At 68.1% G+C, this 19765-nt stretch carries 23 protein-coding genes and 2 pseudogenes; 12 read left to right on the forward strand and 13 right to left on the reverse strand.

The genetic code is table 11. From position 1 onward, the window contains the following. The first annotated feature begins 112 nt into the window (after window positions 1-112). From ABD899_RS01680 to ABD899_RS01690, 3 genes are all read left to right on the forward strand, one after another. A complete protein-coding gene (locus ABD899_RS01680) occupies window positions 113-628 on the forward strand; it encodes a helix-turn-helix domain-containing protein (RefSeq protein WP_345201579.1) in 516 nt (171 codons plus the stop codon). Further along, entirely contained in the window at window positions 628-1194 is a 567-nt protein-coding gene (locus ABD899_RS01685; RefSeq protein WP_345201582.1) for a DUF6036 family nucleotidyltransferase, read from the forward strand. The genes ABD899_RS01680 and ABD899_RS01685 overlap by 1 nt, the downstream gene beginning before the upstream one ends. 432 nt (window positions 1195-1626) lie before the next feature. Continuing rightward, window positions 1627-2004, forward strand: a complete 378-nt coding sequence (locus tag ABD899_RS01690) for a type II toxin-antitoxin system Phd/YefM family antitoxin (RefSeq protein ID WP_345201583.1) — start codon at window positions 1627-1629, stop codon at window positions 2002-2004. Here the strand turns inward: ABD899_RS01690 and ABD899_RS01695 are convergent. Both ABD899_RS01695 and ABD899_RS01700 read right to left on the reverse strand, forming a co-directional pair. Beyond that, on the reverse strand, window positions 1908-2453 hold the full coding sequence (locus tag ABD899_RS01695; RefSeq protein ID WP_345201586.1) for a DUF6036 family nucleotidyltransferase: 546 nt from the start codon (window positions 2451-2453) through the stop codon (window positions 1908-1910). The genes ABD899_RS01690 and ABD899_RS01695 overlap by 97 nt on opposite strands. After that, window positions 2450-3007, reverse strand: a complete 558-nt coding sequence (locus ABD899_RS01700; protein WP_345201587.1) for a helix-turn-helix domain-containing protein — start codon at window positions 3005-3007, stop codon at window positions 2450-2452. The genes ABD899_RS01695 and ABD899_RS01700 overlap by 4 nt, the downstream gene beginning before the upstream one ends. 840 nt (window positions 3008-3847) lie before the next feature. On the opposite strand from ABD899_RS01700, the pseudogene ABD899_RS01705 reads away from it, so the two are divergent. From ABD899_RS01705 to ABD899_RS01715, 3 genes and pseudogenes are all read left to right on the forward strand, one after another. Further along, window positions 3848-4069 (forward strand): annotated as a pseudogene (locus ABD899_RS01705) (arginase family protein); the annotation flags it as partial. Between the two features lie 399 nt (window positions 4070-4468). After that, window positions 4469-4789, forward strand: a complete 321-nt coding sequence (locus ABD899_RS01710; RefSeq protein ID WP_345201589.1) for a nucleotidyltransferase family protein — start codon at window positions 4469-4471, stop codon at window positions 4787-4789. Continuing rightward, window positions 4786-5106: a HepT-like ribonuclease domain-containing protein gene (locus ABD899_RS01715; protein ID WP_345201590.1), complete on the forward strand. Its 321-nt coding sequence runs from the start codon at window positions 4786-4788 to the stop codon at window positions 5104-5106. Before ABD899_RS01710 ends, ABD899_RS01715 begins: the two co-directional genes overlap by 4 nt. A 43-nt stretch (window positions 5107-5149) precedes the next feature. Here the strand turns inward: ABD899_RS01715 and ABD899_RS01720 are convergent, their stop codons facing one another. The 6 genes from ABD899_RS01720 to ABD899_RS01745 all read right to left on the reverse strand — a co-directional run bounded on the left by ABD899_RS01720 (window position 5150) and on the right by ABD899_RS01745 (window position 8925). After that, complete coding sequence (locus ABD899_RS01720) at window positions 5150-5539, reverse strand: type II toxin-antitoxin system death-on-curing family toxin (RefSeq protein ID WP_345201591.1); 390 nt, start codon at window positions 5537-5539, stop codon at window positions 5150-5152. Then, window positions 5536-5733, reverse strand: a complete 198-nt coding sequence (locus ABD899_RS01725; RefSeq protein ID WP_345201593.1) for a DNA-binding protein — start codon at window positions 5731-5733, stop codon at window positions 5536-5538. The genes ABD899_RS01720 and ABD899_RS01725 overlap by 4 nt, the downstream gene beginning before the upstream one ends. A 68-nt stretch (window positions 5734-5801) precedes the next feature. Further along, on the reverse strand, window positions 5802-5933 hold the full coding sequence (locus ABD899_RS01730; protein WP_345201594.1) for a hypothetical protein: 132 nt from the start codon (window positions 5931-5933) through the stop codon (window positions 5802-5804). A gap of 271 nt (window positions 5934-6204) precedes the next feature. Continuing rightward, complete coding sequence (locus ABD899_RS01735; protein ID WP_345201597.1) at window positions 6205-6396, reverse strand: hypothetical protein; 192 nt, start codon at window positions 6394-6396, stop codon at window positions 6205-6207. Window positions 6397-7127: 731 nt separating this feature from the next. Next, window positions 7128-7802, reverse strand: a complete 675-nt coding sequence (locus ABD899_RS01740; protein WP_345201600.1) for a response regulator — start codon at window positions 7800-7802, stop codon at window positions 7128-7130. A 10-nt stretch (window positions 7803-7812) separates the two neighbouring features. Next, window positions 7813-8925: a sensor histidine kinase gene (locus tag ABD899_RS01745; protein WP_345201602.1), complete on the reverse strand. Its 1113-nt coding sequence runs from the start codon at window positions 8923-8925 to the stop codon at window positions 7813-7815. Window positions 8926-9066: 141 nt separating this feature from the next. Between ABD899_RS01745 and ABD899_RS01750 the strand changes: the two genes are divergently transcribed. Continuing rightward, window positions 9067-9756 (forward strand): hypothetical protein, encoded by a 690-nt coding sequence (locus ABD899_RS01750; RefSeq protein WP_345201604.1) that lies wholly within the window; start codon window positions 9067-9069, stop codon window positions 9754-9756. 789 nt (window positions 9757-10545) lie between these two features. Here the strand turns inward: ABD899_RS01750 and ABD899_RS01755 are convergent. Next, complete coding sequence (locus tag ABD899_RS01755; protein ID WP_345201606.1) at window positions 10546-11013, reverse strand: GNAT family N-acetyltransferase; 468 nt, start codon at window positions 11011-11013, stop codon at window positions 10546-10548. A gap of 638 nt (window positions 11014-11651) precedes the next feature. Between ABD899_RS01755 and ABD899_RS01760 the strand changes: the two genes are divergently transcribed. Then, the gene (locus ABD899_RS01760) at window positions 11652-12056 is read left to right on the forward strand and encodes a methyltransferase family protein (protein WP_345201609.1); all 405 of its coding nucleotides are present in this window, start codon (window positions 11652-11654) and stop codon (window positions 12054-12056) included. Window positions 12057-12250: 194 nt separating this feature from the next. On the opposite strand, the gene ABD899_RS01765 is transcribed toward ABD899_RS01760, so the two are convergent. Then, window positions 12251-12997 carry a nitroreductase family protein gene (locus ABD899_RS01765; RefSeq protein WP_345201611.1) on the reverse strand — a complete coding sequence of 249 codons (747 nt, stop codon included), beginning with the start codon at window positions 12995-12997 and terminating at the stop codon, window positions 12251-12253. A 710-nt stretch (window positions 12998-13707) separates the two neighbouring features. On the opposite strand from ABD899_RS01765, the gene ABD899_RS01770 reads away from it, so the two are divergent. Then, entirely contained in the window at window positions 13708-14226 is a 519-nt protein-coding gene (locus ABD899_RS01770; RefSeq protein WP_345201613.1) for a hypothetical protein, read from the forward strand. A 512-nt stretch (window positions 14227-14738) separates the two neighbouring features. Next, a pseudogene (locus ABD899_RS18895) lies at window positions 14739-14849 on the forward strand (hypothetical protein); the annotation flags it as partial. Between the two features lie 25 nt (window positions 14850-14874). On the opposite strand, the gene ABD899_RS01775 reads toward ABD899_RS18895, so the two are convergent. Continuing rightward, window positions 14875-16083, reverse strand: a complete 1209-nt coding sequence (locus tag ABD899_RS01775) for a tyrosine-type recombinase/integrase (protein WP_345201615.1) — start codon at window positions 16081-16083, stop codon at window positions 14875-14877. A gap of 562 nt (window positions 16084-16645) precedes the next feature. Between ABD899_RS01775 and ABD899_RS01780 the strand changes: the two genes are divergently transcribed. Both ABD899_RS01780 and ABD899_RS01785 read left to right on the forward strand, forming a co-directional pair. Further along, window positions 16646-17203, forward strand: a complete 558-nt coding sequence (locus ABD899_RS01780; RefSeq protein WP_345201617.1) for a helix-turn-helix domain-containing protein — start codon at window positions 16646-16648, stop codon at window positions 17201-17203. Next, window positions 17200-17739, forward strand: a complete 540-nt coding sequence (locus tag ABD899_RS01785) for a DUF6036 family nucleotidyltransferase (protein WP_345201619.1) — start codon at window positions 17200-17202, stop codon at window positions 17737-17739. The genes ABD899_RS01780 and ABD899_RS01785 overlap by 4 nt, the downstream gene beginning before the upstream one ends. Before the next feature lie 199 nt (window positions 17740-17938). Here the strand turns inward: ABD899_RS01785 and ABD899_RS01790 are convergent, their stop codons facing one another. Then, window positions 17939-18532: a hypothetical protein gene (locus tag ABD899_RS01790; protein WP_345201621.1), complete on the reverse strand. Its 594-nt coding sequence runs from the start codon at window positions 18530-18532 to the stop codon at window positions 17939-17941. Then, window positions 18529-19743 (reverse strand): AI-2E family transporter, encoded by a 1215-nt coding sequence (locus ABD899_RS01795; protein ID WP_345201624.1) that lies wholly within the window; start codon window positions 19741-19743, stop codon window positions 18529-18531. The genes ABD899_RS01790 and ABD899_RS01795 overlap by 4 nt, the downstream gene beginning before the upstream one ends. Between the last annotated feature and the right edge of the window lie 22 nt (window positions 19744-19765).

Below are 19765 nucleotides of genomic sequence, written 5' to 3' on the forward strand. Positions count from 1 at the left end.
TAGAGCCCTGGGGTCGAGACGGCTTCGTCGGGATGCAGACCGATCCTAGGCATCCATCCACTGGCGGACCGCGACTGGTCTGGCCATAGCAGTAATTGCTATACTCGATGTCATGAGCAACCGCGGCGACATCCTCGAACAGGTGATGACGAAAGTCGGCATCAGCCAGTCGGAGCTGTCCCGCATCAGCGGCGTGCACCAGCCGAGCATCAGCCAGTTCCTCTCCGGGCGCACGGACCTCAGCGACGACATGCTCGACCGGATCCTCCAGTGCATGGGATATCGCCTCGAAGTCGTCCGGCGACCCATGCAGCCCGAGCTGACCCGTTCCGAGCGTCGATCGTGGCTTCTCCACCGCCAGTTGTCGCGCCACCTCTCACCGGAGAGCCTCCTGGAGTGGACACCCCGCATCCACTCCAACCTGGATCGGCTCCGCTCCGGCGTCGCCGGCCAACCGCACACACGGAACCTCGAGCGATGGCGGGACCTCGTCGACCACGGCAACCTTCCCGGCCTGCGCCGAGTCCTCACGGGCCTGGACCGCGACAGCATCGAGATGCGCGAGGTCTCACCTCTTGGTGGACTCCTCGGTCAGGACGAGCGCGACAGGGTCATGGCGAGTCTCTGATGCGCCGCGACCAGCTCGAGCACGCCATTCGTACCGCATGCCAGATCATCGACGCCCGCGAGGTCATCGTCATCGGCTCCCAAGCCATCCTTGGCTCGGTCGACGAAATGCGGCTGCCAGCTGAGGCAACGATGTCCCTCGAGGTCGACATCCTTCCCATCGCCGCGGACGAGGATGACACGAGCCGCCTCGCCGACCTGATCGAAGGCGTCGCCGGCGAGTGGTCGCCCTTCGAGGAGCTCCATGGCTACAGCATCGACGGCGTCAGTCTCGTCACTGCCGTACTGCCGCCCGGCTGGCGCGACCGGCTCGTGAAGGTCGAGAACGACAACACCACTGCACCCGGCGGCGACCCGCGGTTCACCGGATGGTGCCTTGAGCCGCACGACCTCTGCGTCGCCAAGCTCGTGGCCCTTCGCGAGAAGGACACCCGGTTCGTCGAGGCGCTGTTGGGGGCCGAGATTGTCGACGCCCACTTGATCGCCGAACGCCTCCGTCTGCTCGGCGCGACTCACGAGGCCGCGGCACAGCGCGCCTTGGGGTGGCTCACCTCGCGTGAGGCATAGCGTCCCGCAGGCGTCCGTCGTCGCGAGGCCCGGCGCACCTGTCTTGGGACAGATGCGGAAACAGGAGCGTTGCCGCTTGGTTGCTACACAGCCGAATGCGACCATCTATCGGCCAGTCCCCTCTCCGGGAACGGCTTACAAGTGACAGATGCGCGGTACGAGAACTCGCCTGACCTGCGGCGATGCCGAATCCAGGCAGCATCGAAAGTGGTCTCGTGCGACAGCCGTGCGACAGTGATGTCCATCTATGTACACCTGTGTCGTGCGACAGCGTCCAGGCCCTTGGGAACGAACTGGGAACTTTCGTGCGTCCCGCTCGGCTCCACCTCGACGATACGGGACCTGTCAGGCAGGCCCAAGGCGTTGCGCTCAGACGGGACGACCTTGCTTCTGGCCACAGGGCGATCCCACGCGGACGGCACACTGGTGTCCATGGCCCTCGAACCGCTTGACGAGGTACGCAACCACCTCAGCGAGGTCATGGACCGCGTGGAGTTCCGACGCGAGCGGGTCACCGTCACCCGCGACGGCCGCCCGGATGCCGTCATCCTCAGCCACGAGGACCTGAGTGAGCTTGAGGAGACCATCTCGGTGCTCAGCGATCCCCAAGCCTTACCGGACATACGCGAAGCGGATGCCGCGTTCGCAGCCAGTGATGTCGTGCGCGGATCGATGCCGTCGGCGCTCTGCGTCCGTGAGCCACGGCCCTCGCCTCAGTGCCTTCCAGCGCCGCGTTGTGGGATGGCCGCATCAGCTTCCAGCCGCACGTCCTCGGCGTTGGTGAAGACTTCCAGCGCGTCGCTTCCATAGGTCTCGAGCGTCAGCTGCACGGCAGCGTCTGCGTCGATGCCGAGCGCCGCGGCGATGGCCGTGATGTCCGCTCGATCTCGGGCACGTCCGGCCGCCAGTTTCATGGCCAGGAGATGCCTCAAGGGCGCCAGTTCCACGCGCAGCCCAGCGGAAGTTGGAGGGTCCATGGCGCCACGCGGTGGCGCCGGGACATACGGCGCCGCTGCCCCGTTCAACCAGTTCTCCGGAAGGCCCAACTCGGCCGCCATCGCGCTGACCACGCCCGCGACCTTGTCATTGGTCGTGATGCCGTCGATGTCCTGCGTGCGCCGATCAGCATCGGGCAGCTGCAGGGCTACCGCCGCGCCCCCGACGAGGTAGACAGTGGCAGCGACACCGTCGGCGCGCAGCCGGCGGTCCAACTCATCGAGGAGTTCGCGGATCTGATCCGCGTCCAGGTCGAAGCTCATGCGGTCAAGAGCTCACGCTCGTTGACCCGGATGCCAACCTTGGCCAGACCCTCGTGCAGCGTCCGGTCCTCGCGGACCGGCAAGGGCGCCCACGGCTGTTCCAAGGGAATCGGGGCGACGAGCCACCTGGGGATCGGTCGCCCGTCACGCGCGCTGTCCCTCAGCAATAGATAGGTGAGCGTCTTCCACGGGCCGGTCAGGCGACGGCTGGGGGCGCCCGTGGACCAGATGGCCTGCCTGGCAGGCGTGCTGAGCGCGAGTGACTGGTCTCGGCCTTGGAGCAGCATCCGCATCGCCCAGATCGGGTCGGTATCGGCATGCTCCGCGACGGCGTCGACCACGTCGGCTGCGCGCATCCAAGTGCGCCTGGACGCCTGCTCTGCGGCTTCCTCGAGATCGAGGAGAACCAAAGCCGAGGGGACCGTGCGCCCGGCGAGGTAGTCGCCGAGCCGGGACGGGGTGCGCCCGATCGCGAACGCGGCCTGGCTGCCGTTCAAGCCCGCAGCGTCGATGAGCGCACGAAGGCGCGCACGAAGCTGGTCGGTCGTGGCCATATCCCAAGAATACCCATATTCGGTTACTTAGCACATCCGCTCTCCCTGGCTATATCCGCAGCCTCCGCCCTCCCGGCAACATGGCCGCCGTCCCCCGCTGCCAGCGAGAGAACACCCCAGCCGACACCGCCGAGCCTCCCCCGAACGGCCTTCGTTCCTACTCGACGAATCCGAACGATGTCGTGGCCCGCACACCTCATGCATCCGCGGCGGGCACCCCAGTCGTTGTGACGACTCATTCACCCGCTGAACACTCCAGCGATGTGGCCCCCAAGAGGCGTCCCGAATGCGTAAGGAAGTAGGGGGACCATCTAGGAGACGACGATGGAACGCAAGCTCAGGAAGCAGGCCAAACGGCAAGCGGCACGCCGCGCCATGCTCGACGGCACCTCCGCGAACCGGCAAGACCCTCGCCGACGACCGACGCGGCAGGGACCCACCACCGAGCCCAAGGTCGAGCGCCGGCTGCCGCGCGCTCCCGGGGGCACGGTGGCCTTCGGTTGGTGCGGCTCAACGGTCACCGTGCCCCACCGCGGCCGGATCCCCAAGTGGTGCTCCGCCACCTGCCGTCACCGCGCCTGGGAACAGCGTCGGGCCGCAGCCTCAGGGCGCGCAGCCATCGAGGTCGTCGACCGACCAGTAGAGGTCGTGCACCACGTGAACCGGGAGAAGAGCGGGCCTGGCGGCGGGTACGACCTGTGCTCCCACTGCGGCCGGGAGAAGAAGTCCTACGAGGGCGGCAACCCCTCCTTCAAGGGACCTCTTATCGGCTGAGTACCGTTCCAGGGCCCGCTCCGACAGGTGGCTGGGGCGCCGTGTGGCAGGCGATCCGGTCAGCGTCCAGCGCACGCGCCGGGCACCGGCACCCCGGAGGTCGCCGGACTCAGCACCCGCGAGCTCTTCACAGTGCTCCGCCTGCTGCGTGGGCTCAACATCGTCGGCGGCGACGTCGTCGAGGTCGCACCCGCATACGACCACGCCGGCCTCACCGGCCTCGCGGCGGCGCACACGGCATGGGAACTCCTCACCCTCATCGGCCTCGCACCGCTCCAGCCGCAATGACCCCCCTGCCACCTGCCCCACCACTCAGGCTTCTGGCGGCGAGGCTACGCCCCACGCCGGCAAGGGAAGGGCCCAGCGCTCTGTCCAGACGCGGCACGGCGACTGTGCCGCTACCTTGATCTCATGTTCGGGGTCAATGTCGCAGAGCTGGCGATTCTGCTTGCCGTCCTCGTCGCCGTGCCGATCGCTCTCTACTTCATCGTCAAGCTGGCCGTCCGAAAGGGCTCCCAGTAGCCCAACGCACGACGAGGTGTGTTGCACCACGGCCGGCTCGACATTTCGACCCAGGGCGACTCGCGGCGAAGTGGGTCGCTTCGCGTAATCCCCACTTTGGCGAGTAGTTCTGTGGTGCACACGGCGCTACCGACACCGCTGCGGTTCGGCCCGTACGCTGGTTGCATGGGGACCGCGACCAGACAGAGCGAGTCGTTGCGTGCAGCGATCGCCAGCCATCGTCGCGCGCTCGAGGAGATCCTTGCTCGGTACGGAGCGACCAACGCGCGCCTGTTCGGTTCCGTTGCCCGTGGCGACGCCACGCCGGGGAGCGACATTGACCTGCTGGTCGATCTGACACCCGGTGGCGCCAACGAACTCCTGCGCGTGTCCGGTATTGCCGAGGAGCTGACCGAGCTCCTCGGGACCCGGGTCGATGTCGTGGCGACCTCGCTGCTACGTGGTGAGGTCTTCTCCAGCGCCCTTGCCGACGCGGTAGCGGTGTGAGCCGCTCCGAGGACGAGCGGTTCGCCGACATCCTGGGCGCCATCGAGCGCTGTCTGGAGTACGCGCCGCACCTGCATTCCGACGAGTTCGGGTCGATGGCCTACGACGCTGTGCTGCGCAACCTCGCCGTCGTCGGCGAGGCCGTTCGGTCAATGCCCGACGAGACTCGGTCCACCATGCCGGATGTGCCGTGGGCCTCGATCGCAGGTCTGCGCAACGTCGTCGTGCACGAGTACTTCCGCGTGAACCCCGACCTGGTCCGGGACATCGTCGATCATGAGCTCACCGACCTGGCCACCGCCATACGTAACCGCTGACACCGGCATCTCCACGCGGTGCTGGAGCATGGTCGACTCGCGGCTATGACGCGGGTCCCAAGCGTGCTGCCAGCCAGTCAGCGATATCCGGCACCTCGAGCTTGCCCGATGCCGCGCTGAGCATCATCTCCTCTGCTTCGTCGACGGTGTAGATGAGGTCTTGGCCGTTCAGGAGACAGAAGATGCGGGTCGCGGACCAAGCCAGACGCTTGTTCCCGTCTACCAGGGCATGGTTGCGGACCAGCGAGTGGAGAAGCGCTGCGGCCTTGTCCAGAAATGCCGGGTACGCGTCGTCACCGAAGAGGGTGACCCGTGGGCGGCCCGCCGCCGCAGCCAGCAGGCCGGCGTCTCTGACGACCACGTGGTCCATGACGCCAGCGGCGATCTCCAGCAGGTCCTCCACCGAGAGGTAGTCGATCTCCTGGCTGCTCACTTGCTCAGCCGCTGGAGCAGCTCGGCATCTTCAGTGCGCACACGGTGGATCGCGCTGAGCAGTCGCTGCGGGCGTTCCGTCACGTACTGGGCGATGGCAGTCCTGGCGACCTCCTGCATGGAGCGGCCCTCCTGCTCGGCCTTTGCACGTAGGGCGTCGCTCTCGGAGTCGGTGAGCCGCAGATTCATCGCCATCCACACACGGTACCACCACGGTACCAGGCAAGCAGATGTCGCGATCTGGCCTTGGAAAGTGAGGCTGCTCAAACACCCGCGACGTAGGCGGTCAGGAAGTGCACGGCGTGCCGGTCGAGGTTGCCGCGGGCGCGGTCGTAGTGCTCCGTGGTCCTGGGGTCGGCGTGGCGGGCCAGGATCTGCGCGTCGCGAAGCGGCACCCCGGCATCCAAGGCGTTGGTGATCGCGGCGTGCCGCAAGGTTGCCTGGCTTGAACAGTGTGCAACCCGATTTGCTACGGCTCGCCCGAGTGAGCAGCAAGTAGTGGTCTGCTCGACCTGTCGGCCGGTTGTCCAGAGGCGTCGAGTGCTTGTCGCGCAACTGTCCCAACCTTCAGCTCTAGCTGGACGGCAGGCGGCTGCCGTTGAGACGCAGTCCGTGAGGTGGAACCCCGCGATGGGATCCGGGCGCCAGCCCATGGGGGCGGTACGGTCACCCGCCGCCGCCACCCCCGCCGCTTGACGACGGTCCGTGGAAGTCCCCTCTGTACTCCTCATCGGTGCGGCTGTTCATGTTGAAGTCCACGCTGCCACCCGAATTCGACGGGCCACGCCGCCGGTCAACGACCATTGCGATGACCGCCGCAACCGCCACTATGCCGAGGATCCAGAACCAGATCTCCATGGCTAACCCTTCGCCGGTACCGCCGACCCGGGCGTCGGTGGGTACGTCGAGTGTCCGCTCATCCGGTGTGCGTCGTCTAGGCGCTTTGGCGTCGACACTTGCCACCTGTCGTCTTCGGGAAGGGGCCCCGTCCCACCACCAGGCCGGCGGCGATCGTCAGAAGCGCGTGTCGCCTCCCGCATGGTGCGCAGGAGGGGCCTTGGGAAACGGGGTGTGTTGGTCGAGCCCTCCAACCCACCCCTGCGACTCGCGGCTGCAGAGACGCAGGTCAACCCCCCTCCCACGCGGCTGCGATAACACAGCGGGTGGGGTGAACCGCGCGGTCATCCTCTGGACGTGCGCACGGTCGCGCCCCGATGTACCGTTGCCACCGGGCGCACTGACAACGTTGTCATCTTGGGCGCGTGATGGACTGTCACCCACGAAGCCACGATGGGCGTGCCGAGGTTTCCGGCGCTCGCCGCCCGCGAAGAGAAGGGAACGTGAAGTACGCAGGCGGCCAAATCCCGACGGTCGGCATTGTGATGTTGGTTCGCACATACCAACTGTTGGCGGCCTCGAACCCGGCGGCGTTGTGCAGCGATGTTGGTGCCGCTGCTGGCCCCAAGCTGCTGGTCGGGCTCACCTTCGGCCGGCGTTCGCCGATGGCGACTGGAACCCGCCGGCCGCGTCGCCTCACGTGATCGTCTGTAGCGCGGGGACCGTCCGCTCACTGCGGCACTCGACCCGGGTCAGGTCGCGGGTTCGCCTTGTCTCCCAGGGCGGACGAACCCGCTCTCGTAGGCCAGCACCACGAGCTGCACCCGGGAACGCAACCCGGCCTTGGCGAGCAGCCGGTTCATGTGTGTCTTGACCGTCGCCTCGGTGACGAAGAGCCGTTCAGCGATCTCGTGGTTGGCGAGCCCGCGTGCCACGAGTGCAAGCACTTCACGTTCGCGCTCGGTGAGCGCGCCCAGAGCCGCCGGGACCCCTTCACTGGGGGCGGGTCCGCGCACGTGCTGCTCGATCAGCCGCCTGGTCAGGGACGGAGAGAGCAGCGCCTCCCCCGCCCTCACCGTCTCAATGCCGGCCACCAGCCGGTCCGGGGTCGTCGCCTTGAGCAGGAACCCGGCTGCTCCAGCACGCAGGGCCCCGTAGACGTAGGAGTCGACGTCGTACGTCGTCAAGACGAGCACCTTCGTGGACACGGCGCGAGCCGCGATCTGACGGGTCGCAGCGATGCCGTCGAGGACGGGCATCCTGATATCCATCAACACCACGTCGGGACCAAGCCGCATGACCGCCTCGACCGCGGCCCGACCATCCGCAGCCTCTCCCACAACGTCGATGCCGCGGGCCTGCAGAACCATGCGCAGCCCCGAGCGGACCAGCTCCTGGTCGTCGGCGATGACCACCGAGGCGCTCATCTCGCGTGCCTCATGAAGGGTCCCCCGGCAGGGTTGCGGCGAGTTCGAAGCGTCCGTCAGTCGTGCCGTGAGCCAAGGTCCCGCCGAGCATCGAGACGCGCTCGGCCATGCCGCGCAGGCCCAGCCCAGCCCCCCTTGAGGTCCGCGTGTCGGCGGTGGGGTTTGTCACCCGGATCGCCACGCCCGAGCCGGATGACCTCACCTGCAGGGACACGGTGCCGGTGCCGTGGCGCAGCGCGTTGGTGAGCGCCTCTTCCGCGATCCGGTAGGCGGAGACGTCGATCCCTGCGGGCAACGACGGCAACTCGGCGTCCAGCTCCAACTCCAAGTCCAGGCCGGCGTCACGGAACTGTGCAACGAGCGCGTCGAGGTCGGCTAACCCCGGGGTTGGCGTGAGGCCGAGCTCGTCGCCATCATCGCGGATCACGTGCAGCAACCGACCGGTCTCGGCCAGGGCCCGCCGGCCCGTGTCGGCAACGTCGCGGAGCACCCCTTCGGCCCGGGCTGGGTCGGTGCGCACCAGATCCTGCGCGGCGGCCGTCTGGACGACCATGGCGCTGACCGAGTGCGCGATGACGTCGTGCAGCTCCCGGGCGATTCGATCCCGCTCCGCACGCACTGCCTCACGGGTGACCAGCTCCTCGCGGTCCTCCAGCAACGCCTTCTGGTCCGCCAGCCTGCGAACCACCCGGCCGAACACGTACGGCGGAATGAGCAGCGCGCACACGAAGAAGACGTCGCTGATGTCGTTCACCCGGGGGCCGGACGTGCGGTAGCCGGTGAAGATGCCCAGCGCGATCACTGCGAGTCCGATGAGCCCCCGAAGGTCGCGGCGCCACCGGGCGAGGGTGTAGATCGAGACCGCGAGGATGAGGATCGGCGCCGAGGTGTCGTCGACCTTCTCTCCGACCAGCGCGGTACTGAGCAGCACGATCGGGGCCGCCGTACCAATGACCAGCGGTGCCCGGCGACGCACGGCCAGCAGAGCACAGGCCACCGCGTTGATCGCCAGCGCCCACTGCCAGCCCTCCGGACGCACGACGACCAGCTCGAAGGCGCTAACAGCGAACAAGGCCCCCGCCAAGGCGAGGTCGAAGGCCCACACCGGGATCCGCTTCCCCATCTTCGAAGGGTAGGACGTCGCGGGCACCCTGTCCGTCCACCCACGGGTGGATGCCGGTGCCACCCGCCGGGCGACGACACCCAGAGTGCCTGTTGCCTAGCGTCGCAGACACCGAGAGGCACAACCGTCGAGGAGGACGCCATGAACAACGACCTGAGGCACCGCCGCATCGGACAAGCGGCCTGGGTGATGGCCTGGGTCGGCCTGGTGATGGGGCAGCTCCACGCCATGGCCCGGCACAACACCGCGGACGGCAAGTCGGACCTGGAGAGTGGGACCACACGAGTTTGGTCCGACCCAGCGAGGGACTTCTTCAGCCCGCTGCTGGACTGGGCGAACCCGGACGCGGTCTACCTGACCTACGGCAAGATCTGGTTCCCCGTGTTCGCGGCCTTCACCGCGTGCGCCTTCGTGCTCTACCAGCGGCGCCGACCACAGGGCTTCGAGAAGTTCGCGTGGCGCTTCGCGCTGGTGGCCTACACCTGGGCCTGCGTCGCCGTCCTCGTCACCTACTGGACACAGTGGACGCACGCCACCGCGCTGCTAGACCAGGCATTCCTCTTCCTCGACATCCCCGGGGTGCTGCTGACCGGGATCGGGTCGACCATGCTCGGGATCACTCTAGTCCGGCACGGATTCCGCCCCCGGACCTCAGCATGGCTGCTCGTCCTGGCCGTCCCTCTCTCCCTCGTCCTGGACCTCGTCACCTCGATGGGCAGTGGGGCCCTGCCCGAGATGTTCGCCTTCGGCATCGCCGGTCACCAACTGTCAAAGGGCGAGGGACGCCGAGAAACGGCAGGTGAGACCACGCTGAGCAGCACCAACGCGTGACCGGCGGGAGCAAGCTGGATGTCGCTGCCCCCTCCCCGCGGGCCACAGTCCTCGCCGTGAGTCCGGTGACCGCCCTCGCCGTCGACCGAGTCGGTTGATGAGGGGAGCAGGTCCATCCCAAGCCACTGCTTGCGCCCTGGGCCGACCAAATCAAGGCGGCCCTGGTGGATGTGGCGTCGAGCTCCGGCGGCCATCGAGGCGCACCCCGGTCGGCGTCCGGTGGCGCAAGTGGGTGGCGCGCTAGTTTCACCGAGCTCGCCGCTGGGGTACGTGCTCTAGGTACCTGCCAAAGGCGCGGAAGCCCACCGACGCGTAGACGTTCTCGGCCAGGGGTCGACTGCAGCGTGGACGAGGTACACCCACGGTCGCCAGGGTCGTGCAGGAGCATCGCGGTCAGCGCGGGGTCGAGTCCCAATGGAGGGAGCCACGGCGCACGGACGTAGCTGCAGCCGCCATTCTGCGAGGACGCCGCCGTCATCCCGGCGCCGCAGATGCCGGATCGGCCGTCTGCGCTGCTCGCCCGGGGTTGTCTATAGGTGCGAAGCGGCGGTCATACAGCGTTGGAGCTGTTGTCGCCCGGCGCGGCCCGGCCCGAGGAGGATCTCACGAGCGCCGGCGTCGGCGTACTCCCCGAGAACTTGCGTGCAGTGTTCCGCGCTGCCGATAGGCAGCCGCGCCAGGGGACTACGACGTAGGGGCTAAGCGGGCGAACAGGCGGCTACTAGACGATTCCGTTAGGACCGGCGTCCGTCTCGCCTTTCGCACTCCTGAGGGTTGAGGACCGGGCGGTCACTCGTGCAGGTCCAGGCGCGCGATGATCTCGCCGTCGGGTTCGACTTCTCCGGTCGGAACGAATCCGAGGCGAGCGTAGAAGCCGGCCGGGCCCCCTTCGCCCGGTGCATAGCTGGTGAGCAGCTCGGTCGCCGCTTGGTCGCGCACCAGTCGGACAACTTCCTGCACGACCTCCCGGCCATAGCCCCGACCTTGTTGCTGGTGGTCGATCAGCAGCTTCCACAGGAACCACGGCCCGATGATCTCTGGTGGCCGCGGCTCCACGTCCCAGCTCAACATCACGAACCCGACGGGCTTGTCGTCGACGTAGACGGCACGGAACCAGGGATTTGCCTCGGGGCAGTCGGCGGCTTCCGCCATCGAGGTGGCCACGGAACTAACGAACCGCTCCTGACCAGGGGTGGTGCGCACGGCGAGAACCGACCGGAGGTTGTCGTCGGTGATCTGGCACAAGGTGACGGCCACCGTCCACACAATAGCCCGCTCGATCCGCCATTCTCAGCCTCGGAGGGAGAGCACGGCTGCCGTGGCGTTCGGTTGGCGGCGGAGAGCGTCACCCACTCCGTCTCACCTCTTCCAGGCGGCCGAGCCGCCCGCGGATCGGCGATTGAGGTCAGATCGTTTCCGGGCTGGCCATTCATGCTGGGTGGTCTGGGGCCGGGTCCTACCGCGTCGGTTCTGAGGACCCGTCGCTCGCGGCTACTCACCGGGCCGGGCCTCGAAGCCCAGCCGATGAGGTCGCTCCAACGACCCCAAGGGCACGCCCTCACAGGCGTCTGTCGACGATCCGGGGGTAGACGGCCTGGCAAGCGTGCAGGAGTGGCTCGGGTATCCCCGCTTCCCCGCCATCCCCGACGCGCGCCGCCGTCTACCACTGCCACGTCCTCGACCACGAGGACCAAAGGAATGATGGGCCTCATCGACGCGCGGTAGACCTCGGCATCTACCCAGTCGATGGCTCCACGTTCCCGTCTGCGAAGGAAGCCGACCCGATGAGCCCACCCACAGAACCCGCCGCTGCGCACGAAGACAGCCCGGCCTCTGGTGACGTCAGGACCGCGCGGCTACTGGTCGCTGGCCAGTTCGCGCTCATCGGTGTCCTCGTGGTGCTCCCGAGCGGCGACGACTGGCCGGTGCCCACCGCTCTCATCGTCGCCTGCACCGCCGCCACCGTCCTGGGCCTGGCCGTGATGGTCATCGGCGCAACGGGACTCGGCCGAGGCCTGACGGCCACGCCGTTGCCGAACGCCCACGCGCAGCTGCGCACCGGCGGCCTCTACCGGCACGCACGGCACCCCATCTACAGCGGGTTGCTGCTCGTGATGGCCTCAATCACGGTGGCGGCCGGAAACGTGCTGCGGCTCCTCACACTCGCAGCCCTTGTCCTGCTCCTGAACGTGAAAGCACGATGGGAGGAGACACGTCTGGCCCAGCGATTCGAGGGATACGCCGACTACGCCGCCCGCACTCCAAGGTTCGTGCCCTTGCGGTTGCGGAGGTCACCGTGACAGCAAGTGGGGTCCTCGACCTACGAACAAGGTCCGGTCCTCGACCTACGAACACAAGGTCGGAGAGTGTGGTCAGAGGACGGTGTGCAGTAGGCGTCCCCGGCGAACCGAGCATGCGCTCTTTGCCGCAGATCGCATGGGTGGACAGGCGGCCCTATGACGCAAGGGCGGATGCGGTAGCGGATCGGCAGACCTCAGGTGGGCAGCCACGCCCGGTCGCCGTACCTGTCGAGATGCACCACCTGCTCGACCGGTTTGCGGGTCGTGGGCCCGTAGCGGCCACGCGGCCAACCCAGCGGCACCACGCAGCATGGTGTGACCGACAGGGGCAGGCCGAGGATCCTGCGGGCCGAGGTGACGCTCCACAACGGCAAGGTGATGAGCGAGGCGCCCAACCCCATGGCTCGCGCTGCCAGTAGCAGGTTCTGCACGCTCGGGTAGATGGAGCCGTAGAACGACGCCGCGACCCAGTGCGCCGAGGGAAGGTACGCAAGGTGCCCTTCGCGGACACCGGCGCGTAGGCACGGCACGACCAGCACGGGGATCTCGGCGAAGTGGTCGACCTGCCACTGCACCGCGCGGATTTGCTTCACCATCGGCTCGTCGCCGCCCGCCACCCGCCTGGCCAGGTTGCCGTACACCGACCACGCCTGGCGGTAGCGGGCCGCCAGCTGCGCTTTGACCTTGCGGTCCTTGACGACGACGAACTGCCAGTTCTGGCTATTGGAACCGGTCGGTGCGCGCAGGCCCAGCTCGATGCACTTCAACACGATGGCGTCGTCCACGGGATCGGGGAGCACACGCCGCACCGCCCGCTGGGTCATCATCGCCTCGACAAGCGACGTGTCGAGCCGATTGAAGGCCTCGGCGACCGTCGGGATAGCCACCGACGCGGAACGATCAGGACGGCCAGAAGCCACAGGGTCGGTCATCTCGGTCATGTCATCAACCTGCCTTCATCTGGTGACGATCCACTTGGATGCGTCGGCCGGCCTCCGAGGACTCCCCGATGTACCAGCACGTGTGCACCGTGCTGGGATGGGCTGGGCTGGGCTTTGCGGTTGGCGGCGTCGTCGGGCCGATGCCGTTGGGCCTGCGCCAGCGCACCCCGCCAGCCCCACCCAATGTCCGCCCGGACAGGCGATGAACCTTCCCATTCCGGTCTTCATCACGCCTCCCGTGCTGGCAGCGGGGGTCTCCACTTCAGACGTACACCCGTTCTGTCCGGACAGTGCGGCTGTGTGGCCAACGAGCCAAGAAGTCAGCCCTGTTTCCAGAGACCGGGCTGCGGGCGCCCCCAGTGAGACATGCCGGCACGACCGCTGGCCATCGGGTGGTGCCCTACCCGGACCCCGGAACGGCGGTGCGTGGCGAGGTCAGCGGCGAGGACAGGAGGGCATCTCGCGGCTGCTGCTGAGACGCACCGGTTGCCTGCAAGGTTGCGCGGACCGGCATCGGTGTCGCGGTACCAGTACGTCTCGCTCGGCTCGAGTGTCAGCCAGCAGATCCCAAGGACGACCTGCTCCGGGGAGACGGTGAGCAGGTGCTGGTCTGGACTTCGCCGCCAGGGGCGTTCGTGGTCGATGGGGTGTCGACCCGCCAATCATTGACCAGCTCGACGAGAACGGATCTTGTACGTTGTCCATCTTCCATGACCCCGTACGCAGACCTGACTGAGCAGCAGGCGGCGGCCGCCCTCGAGGAGTTCCTGCAGGAGCGGTCCCCCGCCCTGCGGCGTCTCGAGCTCGCCCTGGGGGGTGCTGTCGACCTGGATCACTCGGTCGAGAGCCTCGGACCACTGTGGGTGTGGGTAAAGGAGAGGCTTCGGCTCGGGCCGTCCGGACAGCAGCCGTCCTGGTCGAGGCTGGGGCTCGGGGAGCACGAGCGGCTCAACGAGGCCTCCCTGCAGTTGCTCGACGGACTGATCTCCTACGTGATCGACATCGTCACGAGCGCCGTCCCGGAGGCGAAGTGGGAGGTGGCGACCGACCCGAATCCGCGATACCTCGACCAGAACAAGCCGATGCTGAGAGCCGGGGCCTGGGAGCAAGTGCCAGCCTCGACGATCGGCAACCTGGGGCGCCAAGTATTCAGCGACTGGCCACCTGCCGATGACCGACTCGCCTCGATCGTAGGTTTCTGGCTCACGGACGTTGCCGACAGCCGATGACTGTCGATTCATAGGGTCCTGTCCGTAGGACTTTCAGGGCCGTGAGGAGCAGTGGCGCACGGACCGGTGGAACGAGTTCTATGGCGCCGTAGGCCTATATGCGGTCCTCATGGCTGTCCTGGTCTGGCTTGGCCTCTTCCACAGACCGACCCACGGCGAGCCCTCTCGCCCGTTTCCTCCCCCCGCGGTGCTTGTCGCGCTCGCGGGGGCCGCGGTGTGGAAGTGGACCTCCGGGGACTACCTCACCGCGCTCAGCGCACTGCTGCTCGGGGGGATGCTCGCGGCCACCGCATGGACCATCGTTCTCGTGGTCGACCGGCCCCGGGCAGAGACGCTCGAGCCGCCAATTGGGCGACTTCCGACAAACCCGAGCAACGTGGCGGCGCCCAGGGAGCTGGTGGTCAAGCCGCGGACCCGGCTGTGGTGGTTCTGGGGATGGATCGCAGGCGCCACATTCTGGGCCGTCATGGGCGCGGCCTCGCAAACCCGGCCCGTACCCCGAGCCGAAGGGCATGTTGATCGGCCTAGCGGCCGCGCTCGCCTGCTGCGGGGTCGCCGCGCTCGGATTACGCCTGCGGCTCACCGCTGACCAGAGCGGGATCCACCTGTTCGACCTGTTGCGCACACGGCACTTGGCCTGGCCCGACGTCACAGACGTCGAGCTCCAACAGGAGATCGACGAATCCGGCAACGCGCGAGACGTCTGGCACCTGGTGATCTCCACGACGGACTCACAGCGCGAACCGGTAGAGGGTGTCGATTCGCCGAGAGTGCGGCAGCGATCTCCTTGTCGCGCCCCTGGGCCGCGTGCTGGTACCTCAGTGCGGCCGAGACCGAGCTGTGGCCAAGACGCTGCTGGAGCTCGGCGAGGGTCGCGCCGGCGCGTGCTGCCTTGGTCGCTCCGGTGTGGCGGAGGTCGTGCACGCGCAGGTCCGGGCGACCGGCAGCCTCGCGCGCCATCCGCCAGTTGCGGTGCAGCGTCGACGGCTGCAGGTGCGAGACCCCATCACCCCCCGGGAAGAGCAACGCGTCCGGGCTCGCGGCCGTCATCGTGTCGAGGTGGTGGGCAACCGCGGGAACGACGTGGGGCGGGATGGACACCACCCTCGTCCCCGCCGCCGACTTCGGCGTCCCCACGATCGGCTGGCCACCGACCCACGACACCGCACGGACGACCCTCACCGTCCCTGCCACGATGTCGACGTCCTTGCGCTGCAGCTCGAGCACCTCCCCACTACGCAGCGCGCACCAGGCGCAGAGCAGCACCAGCGCACGGTGACGGCTCGGGATGGCCTCGACGATCGCGGCCAACTCATCGATGGGGGCCGGCCGGATCTCCCGGGCTCGAGGTGTGTTCGCAGCGCCCCGGATGCGACACGGGTTGCTATCGATCACCTCATCGGCAACCGCCGTGTTCATCACCGCCTTGAGGAGGGCGTAACTACGAGCCCGGACGGTCGGCTTGTCCACCGGCAGCTGCGACCACCAGGTCCGCACCACGCTGGGCGTGATCGTGTCGATGACCAGCGGACCGAGCACCGGGCTGAGGTAGCTGCGCATCAGGTGCTCGTAGCCCTCCCGGGTGCGGGGCTTGAGGTCACGTTCCCGCAGCCACTGTGCCGAGTAGGCGTCGAAGGTCAAGGGCGCCACCCGCACCGCCGGGACGGGCGGCCGCCACTCCCCCGCCACCACGTCGGCCTGCCGCCGACCGAGCCAGCCCTCGGCATCCCCCTTGGTCTCGAACGTGTGAGGCGCCGAGTGTCGCGCCAGGTCCGGGCCGACGAAGCTCGCCTGCCACCGACCGGAGGGCAGTCTTCGGACGTACCCGAAGCCCCGACGGCGGCCCCGGCCGCTCATGTCGCACCTGTCATTCGCCGGTTTCGTGCGATAACCGTGCGATATCTCTGTCTGTTCGCGTCCATCCGTGTCCACTCCTGACCCCGTGGCGACGACACTGTCGCCACCTCAATAGCAGCACAGGACAGGGGTTTTCGGTAAGAACTACCTCGAGCTGGCGAAGGGACTCGAACCCTCAACCCCCTGTTTACAAGAGCCAATCTGCCCTGGCATCACATCGCTCTGACCTGCAGCAACACCAACCTCCCAGCACGAGTGCACCGGATCCTGCCGCCTGCGTGCCATACGAGTGGGCGCCGATGTCCGCCTGTGGCACGTGATTCGCTGGCACTCCCACTCTGAAGGCGAGCCGCGTAGTCGTCGATTCGCTCTCTCCGGGCCGCTACGATCTCGCGCCCCGCTTGTCGACCGGCATTGTTGGGCAGGGTCGAGGCTGGCGCTCGTGGTTGGCTCTCGTCGTGTCCGTCGGTTCGTGCGGTTCTCCTCCACGACCTGCCGGTGGAGGTTCCTGACGGACGGTCGACCCATCTTTATATCCAAATTTGGGTATATAGTTGCTTGCGTGAGTTCAAGGGATCGTCTTCGTCAGCGCCTCGCGGCGCTGATCGAGGCTGCCGGTTTCAACCGGAGTCAGGCGGCGCATGCGGTCGGGTGCACGCCGTCCCGACTTGGGGACTACTTGGCCGGGCGCACCATCCCTTCAGCGATGGTTCTGCTCGACCTCGAAGACGCAGCGGACCAGGCAGCACACCGCTCCTGGATGCGGGCCTGCGATGTCATCGACGAAGTCGCCACCCATTGCGACTCTGATCCGGTGTGGGCCATGCGGATGCTGCTCCAAGGACGTGACCAGGCCCGCGCACTGAGCACGCCGGCCCGTCGCGCGATCTGGGCCACGGGTTCCCCACGACTGGCTTTGACTGGCCCTTGGAAGACGCTGGCGCACACCATCCTTCGCGAGACCGCCCGCGACGGGCGCCCGATCCCTCGGTGGCTCGCTGCTCCCATGCCGCTTCGCGAGCCTTGGGCCCCCTTGCCGTTGAGGCAGGGGCGGGCATTGGACGGATGCCTTGCCGCGCTCGGCATCGAGATCAACGAGCGTGAGCTGGTCACGGCGTGAGCTTCGACCTGGACGCGGCGCAGATCCGCCAGCTGCTGGACGAGCTCGACCAACGCCTACGCACCGCTGGGATCGCGGCGACGGTCTACGTCGTCGGAGGCGCTGCGGTCTCGCTGCACCTTCCCGACTCAGGCCGCCGGACCCAAGACATCGATGGCATCACCACAGATCACCGCGTCGCCGACATCGTCGCGCAGATGGCCGACGAGCTCGGCCTGCCCGAGAGGTGGCTCAACGGAGCCGCCCGCCCATTCCTCCCACCCATCCCCACTGATGCCCTCACACCACCCAGCTCCCCAGGGCTGCGAGTTCAGTTGGCATCACTCGAGCAGTTACTCGCAATGAAGCTGGCGGCAGGCCGAGCACGCGACCAAGCGGACATCACCGCCCTGGCAACGGTGCTGCAGGTGGACCCGGAGGAAGCGGTCCAACTGACGCTCAAGGCATACGGAGCTGAAGCACTCGAGGTGATGACCAAGCTGGAGGACGTCACGTACGACGCGCACGCACTCATCCCCGAGCGTCCACGAGGCTGACCAGCCGTTCCGCAAAGGCGCAGCGACGGGCTCAGAGGTTCGTTCTCATTCCGAGCACCATCACCTTGGCGCACGACTCGAGCGGCTGGCGCGGGGTCCTGCCGTCAGCCCCGTGTTCGGGACTCGGACCGGGTCCGCGGCGCCAACCTGCCCTCGAACCGTGCCGATCGAGTGCGTGGTCCCGGCCGGGAGTCCGCGCTCAGCGAACGGTGCTGCCCGTTCCTGGCGAGCAGTTCTCGGGGGCGAAGTTCCCGCTGACGGTGAAGTCCTCACAGGTCAGGATCCGCGGGTGCTGGGTGCCCAGGCCGAACGACACCAGCATCATCAACGAGACCACGGCCACGGCGCCCAGTGCCCGCCTGCCGCGCAGCCGCTCCGCACCTGGGATGAGCAGGCGCACCATCACGGCGGCCAGGGCCGGCAGCCCGACCACGGTGATGACGACACCGAACCAGAACAGCACCTGGTAGATCCCCGAGGTGCCGCCGACCGGCAGGATCCAGGCCAGCAGGACCCACAACGAGGGCAGCAGCAGCGCGAGTGCCTGCGGCCGCCGCCACACGTGCGGCCCCTTGGACAGCCCGAGCGCGAGGAACACCGACGTGGCGGCGGCCCACAGGGCCAGGTGCTGCTCGAAGAAGATGACGCCGTAGACGCCCAGGGTGAACGCGGGCCAGGACCCGAGGGCGGCGCCGGTCAGGCAGGCGGCCGCGAGCTGGCGGCCCTCGTCGTCCAACAACCCGATGCCGTGGGGGGCCCGGTCGGGCGCATTGGTGCCCGGGGCGGTGGTCATGGCGTCTCGGCCACCTCGGATGCCGGCTCGGGGGCCTGCTCGGGGGAGGGCGCCGTCGGCGGTTCGCTGCTGCCGGGGGGCCGAGCCGCTCGGTCCGGCGTGTCGCCCGCCGAGGGCGGTGGGGTGCCGAGGATGCCCTCGCTTCGCAGCCGCCCGAACGCGTTGACGGCGGCCGAGGTGAGCGGTGCTGCCAGCACGGCTCCCATGACGCCGAACAGCATGGTCGCGGTGGTCACGGTGAGCAGCACGGCGAGGGGGTGCAGCCGCAGCCGGGTGCCGAAGGCGAACGGCTCGACGACGTTCTGGATGGTGTTGTTCGCGAGCAGGACGATGGCGAGCATGGCCACGGCATCCCCGAGCCCACCGGACCCGTAGGCGATCAGGGTCGCGAAGGCGCCGGCCACGAAGGCCCCGATGTAGGGCACGTAGCTCGTCACGAACGACACCAGCGCGATCGTCGCGGCGAGGGGGACGCCGAGCGCCCAGGCGCCCACGAACACGACGGCGGCGTTGGCCGCGCCGATGATCGTCAGGCCCATGGCGTAGCCGCGGAAGGCCAGCACCGTGTCGTCCAGGATGTCGCGGCCGATCTCCGGCGGCAGGCCGACGTGACGGGTCGTCCACCCGGTGATCTGGGACCAGTCCTTGAGCAGGAACAGCAGCATGAACAGGGCCAACACACAGCCCACGACCAAGCCGCTCGCGGAGCTGAACAGCGACCCGAGCACCCCGTGGACCAGCAGGCTGACGACGCCCTGCGCGAGGTCCCCCAGCTCGCTCGTGCCCTCGGCCGAACCGGTGGCCGCGGTGTCGGCCTGCTGCAACGAGCTCCCGACCTGCGCCCAGATCTCGTCGCTCTGGCTGACCAGCCCGCCCACGATGACCGCGACGACCGCGACGACGATGGCCAGGCTGGCGATGAGCACCAGGGTGGCTCCGAGCCACCGAGGAACCCGCCACCGCTCGAGGCGATCGGTGAGGGGCACCAGCAGGGCCGCCAGCACGGCGGCGATCGCCAGCGGGATGGCGACCTCCGCGACCAGGGCCGTGAGCAGGAGGACCACCACCAGGGCGCCCACCACCCCGATGAAGAGCCAGGCGGTCATGCCCACGGTCCGGAACCACGGGGTGGTCTGCGCAGTGGTGAGTCCTCGCTGGGCGGCGGCCTTCACCCCGTGATGGCCAGAGCCATCCTGGTCCAGCGTCGCCATGGCAGCCTCCTCGTCCGTGCCC

Origin of the sequence: Fodinibacter luteus, from assembly GCF_039541575.1 — a bacterium.
GTDB lineage: Bacteria > Actinomycetota > Actinomycetes > Actinomycetales > Dermatophilaceae > Fodinibacter > Fodinibacter luteus.

What these genes read in the sequence shown, in the direction of transcription:
- ABD899_RS01680 (WP_345201579.1), top strand. Translation starts at nt 113, where the DNA reads ATGAGCAACCGCGGCGACATCCTCGAACAGGTGATGACGAAAGTCGGC.
- ABD899_RS01685 (WP_345201582.1), top strand. Translation starts at nt 628, where the DNA reads ATGCGCCGCGACCAGCTCGAGCACGCCATTCGTACCGCATGCCAGATC.
- ABD899_RS01690 (WP_345201583.1), top strand. Translation starts at nt 1,627, where the DNA reads ATGGCCCTCGAACCGCTTGACGAGGTACGCAACCACCTCAGCGAGGTC.
- ABD899_RS01695 (WP_345201586.1), bottom strand. Translation starts at nt 2,453, where the DNA reads ATGAGCTTCGACCTGGACGCGGATCAGATCCGCGAACTCCTCGATGAG.
- ABD899_RS01700 (WP_345201587.1), bottom strand. Translation starts at nt 3,007, where the DNA reads ATGGCCACGACCGACCAGCTTCGTGCGCGCCTTCGTGCGCTCATCGAC.
- ABD899_RS01710 (WP_345201589.1), top strand. Translation starts at nt 4,469, where the DNA reads ATGGGGACCGCGACCAGACAGAGCGAGTCGTTGCGTGCAGCGATCGCC.
- ABD899_RS01725 (WP_345201593.1), bottom strand. Translation starts at nt 5,733, where the DNA reads ATGGCGATGAATCTGCGGCTCACCGACTCCGAGAGCGACGCCCTACGT.
- ABD899_RS01735 (WP_345201597.1), bottom strand. Translation starts at nt 6,396, where the DNA reads ATGGAGATCTGGTTCTGGATCCTCGGCATAGTGGCGGTTGCGGCGGTC.
- ABD899_RS01740 (WP_345201600.1), bottom strand. Translation starts at nt 7,802, where the DNA reads ATGAGCGCCTCGGTGGTCATCGCCGACGACCAGGAGCTGGTCCGCTCG.
- ABD899_RS01745 (WP_345201602.1), bottom strand. Translation starts at nt 8,925, where the DNA reads ATGGGGAAGCGGATCCCGGTGTGGGCCTTCGACCTCGCCTTGGCGGGG.
- ABD899_RS01750 (WP_345201604.1), top strand. Translation starts at nt 9,067, where the DNA reads ATGAACAACGACCTGAGGCACCGCCGCATCGGACAAGCGGCCTGGGTG.
- ABD899_RS01765 (WP_345201611.1), bottom strand. Translation starts at nt 12,997, where the DNA reads ATGACCGAGATGACCGACCCTGTGGCTTCTGGCCGTCCTGATCGTTCC.
- ABD899_RS01770 (WP_345201613.1), top strand. Translation starts at nt 13,708, where the DNA reads ATGACCCCGTACGCAGACCTGACTGAGCAGCAGGCGGCGGCCGCCCTC.
- ABD899_RS01775 (WP_345201615.1), bottom strand. Translation starts at nt 16,083, where the DNA reads ATGAGCGGCCGGGGCCGCCGTCGGGGCTTCGGGTACGTCCGAAGACTG.
- ABD899_RS01790 (WP_345201621.1), bottom strand. Translation starts at nt 18,532, where the DNA reads ATGACCACCGCCCCGGGCACCAATGCGCCCGACCGGGCCCCCCACGGC.
- ABD899_RS01795 (WP_345201624.1), bottom strand. Translation starts at nt 19,743, where the DNA reads ATGGCGACGCTGGACCAGGATGGCTCTGGCCATCACGGGGTGAAGGCC.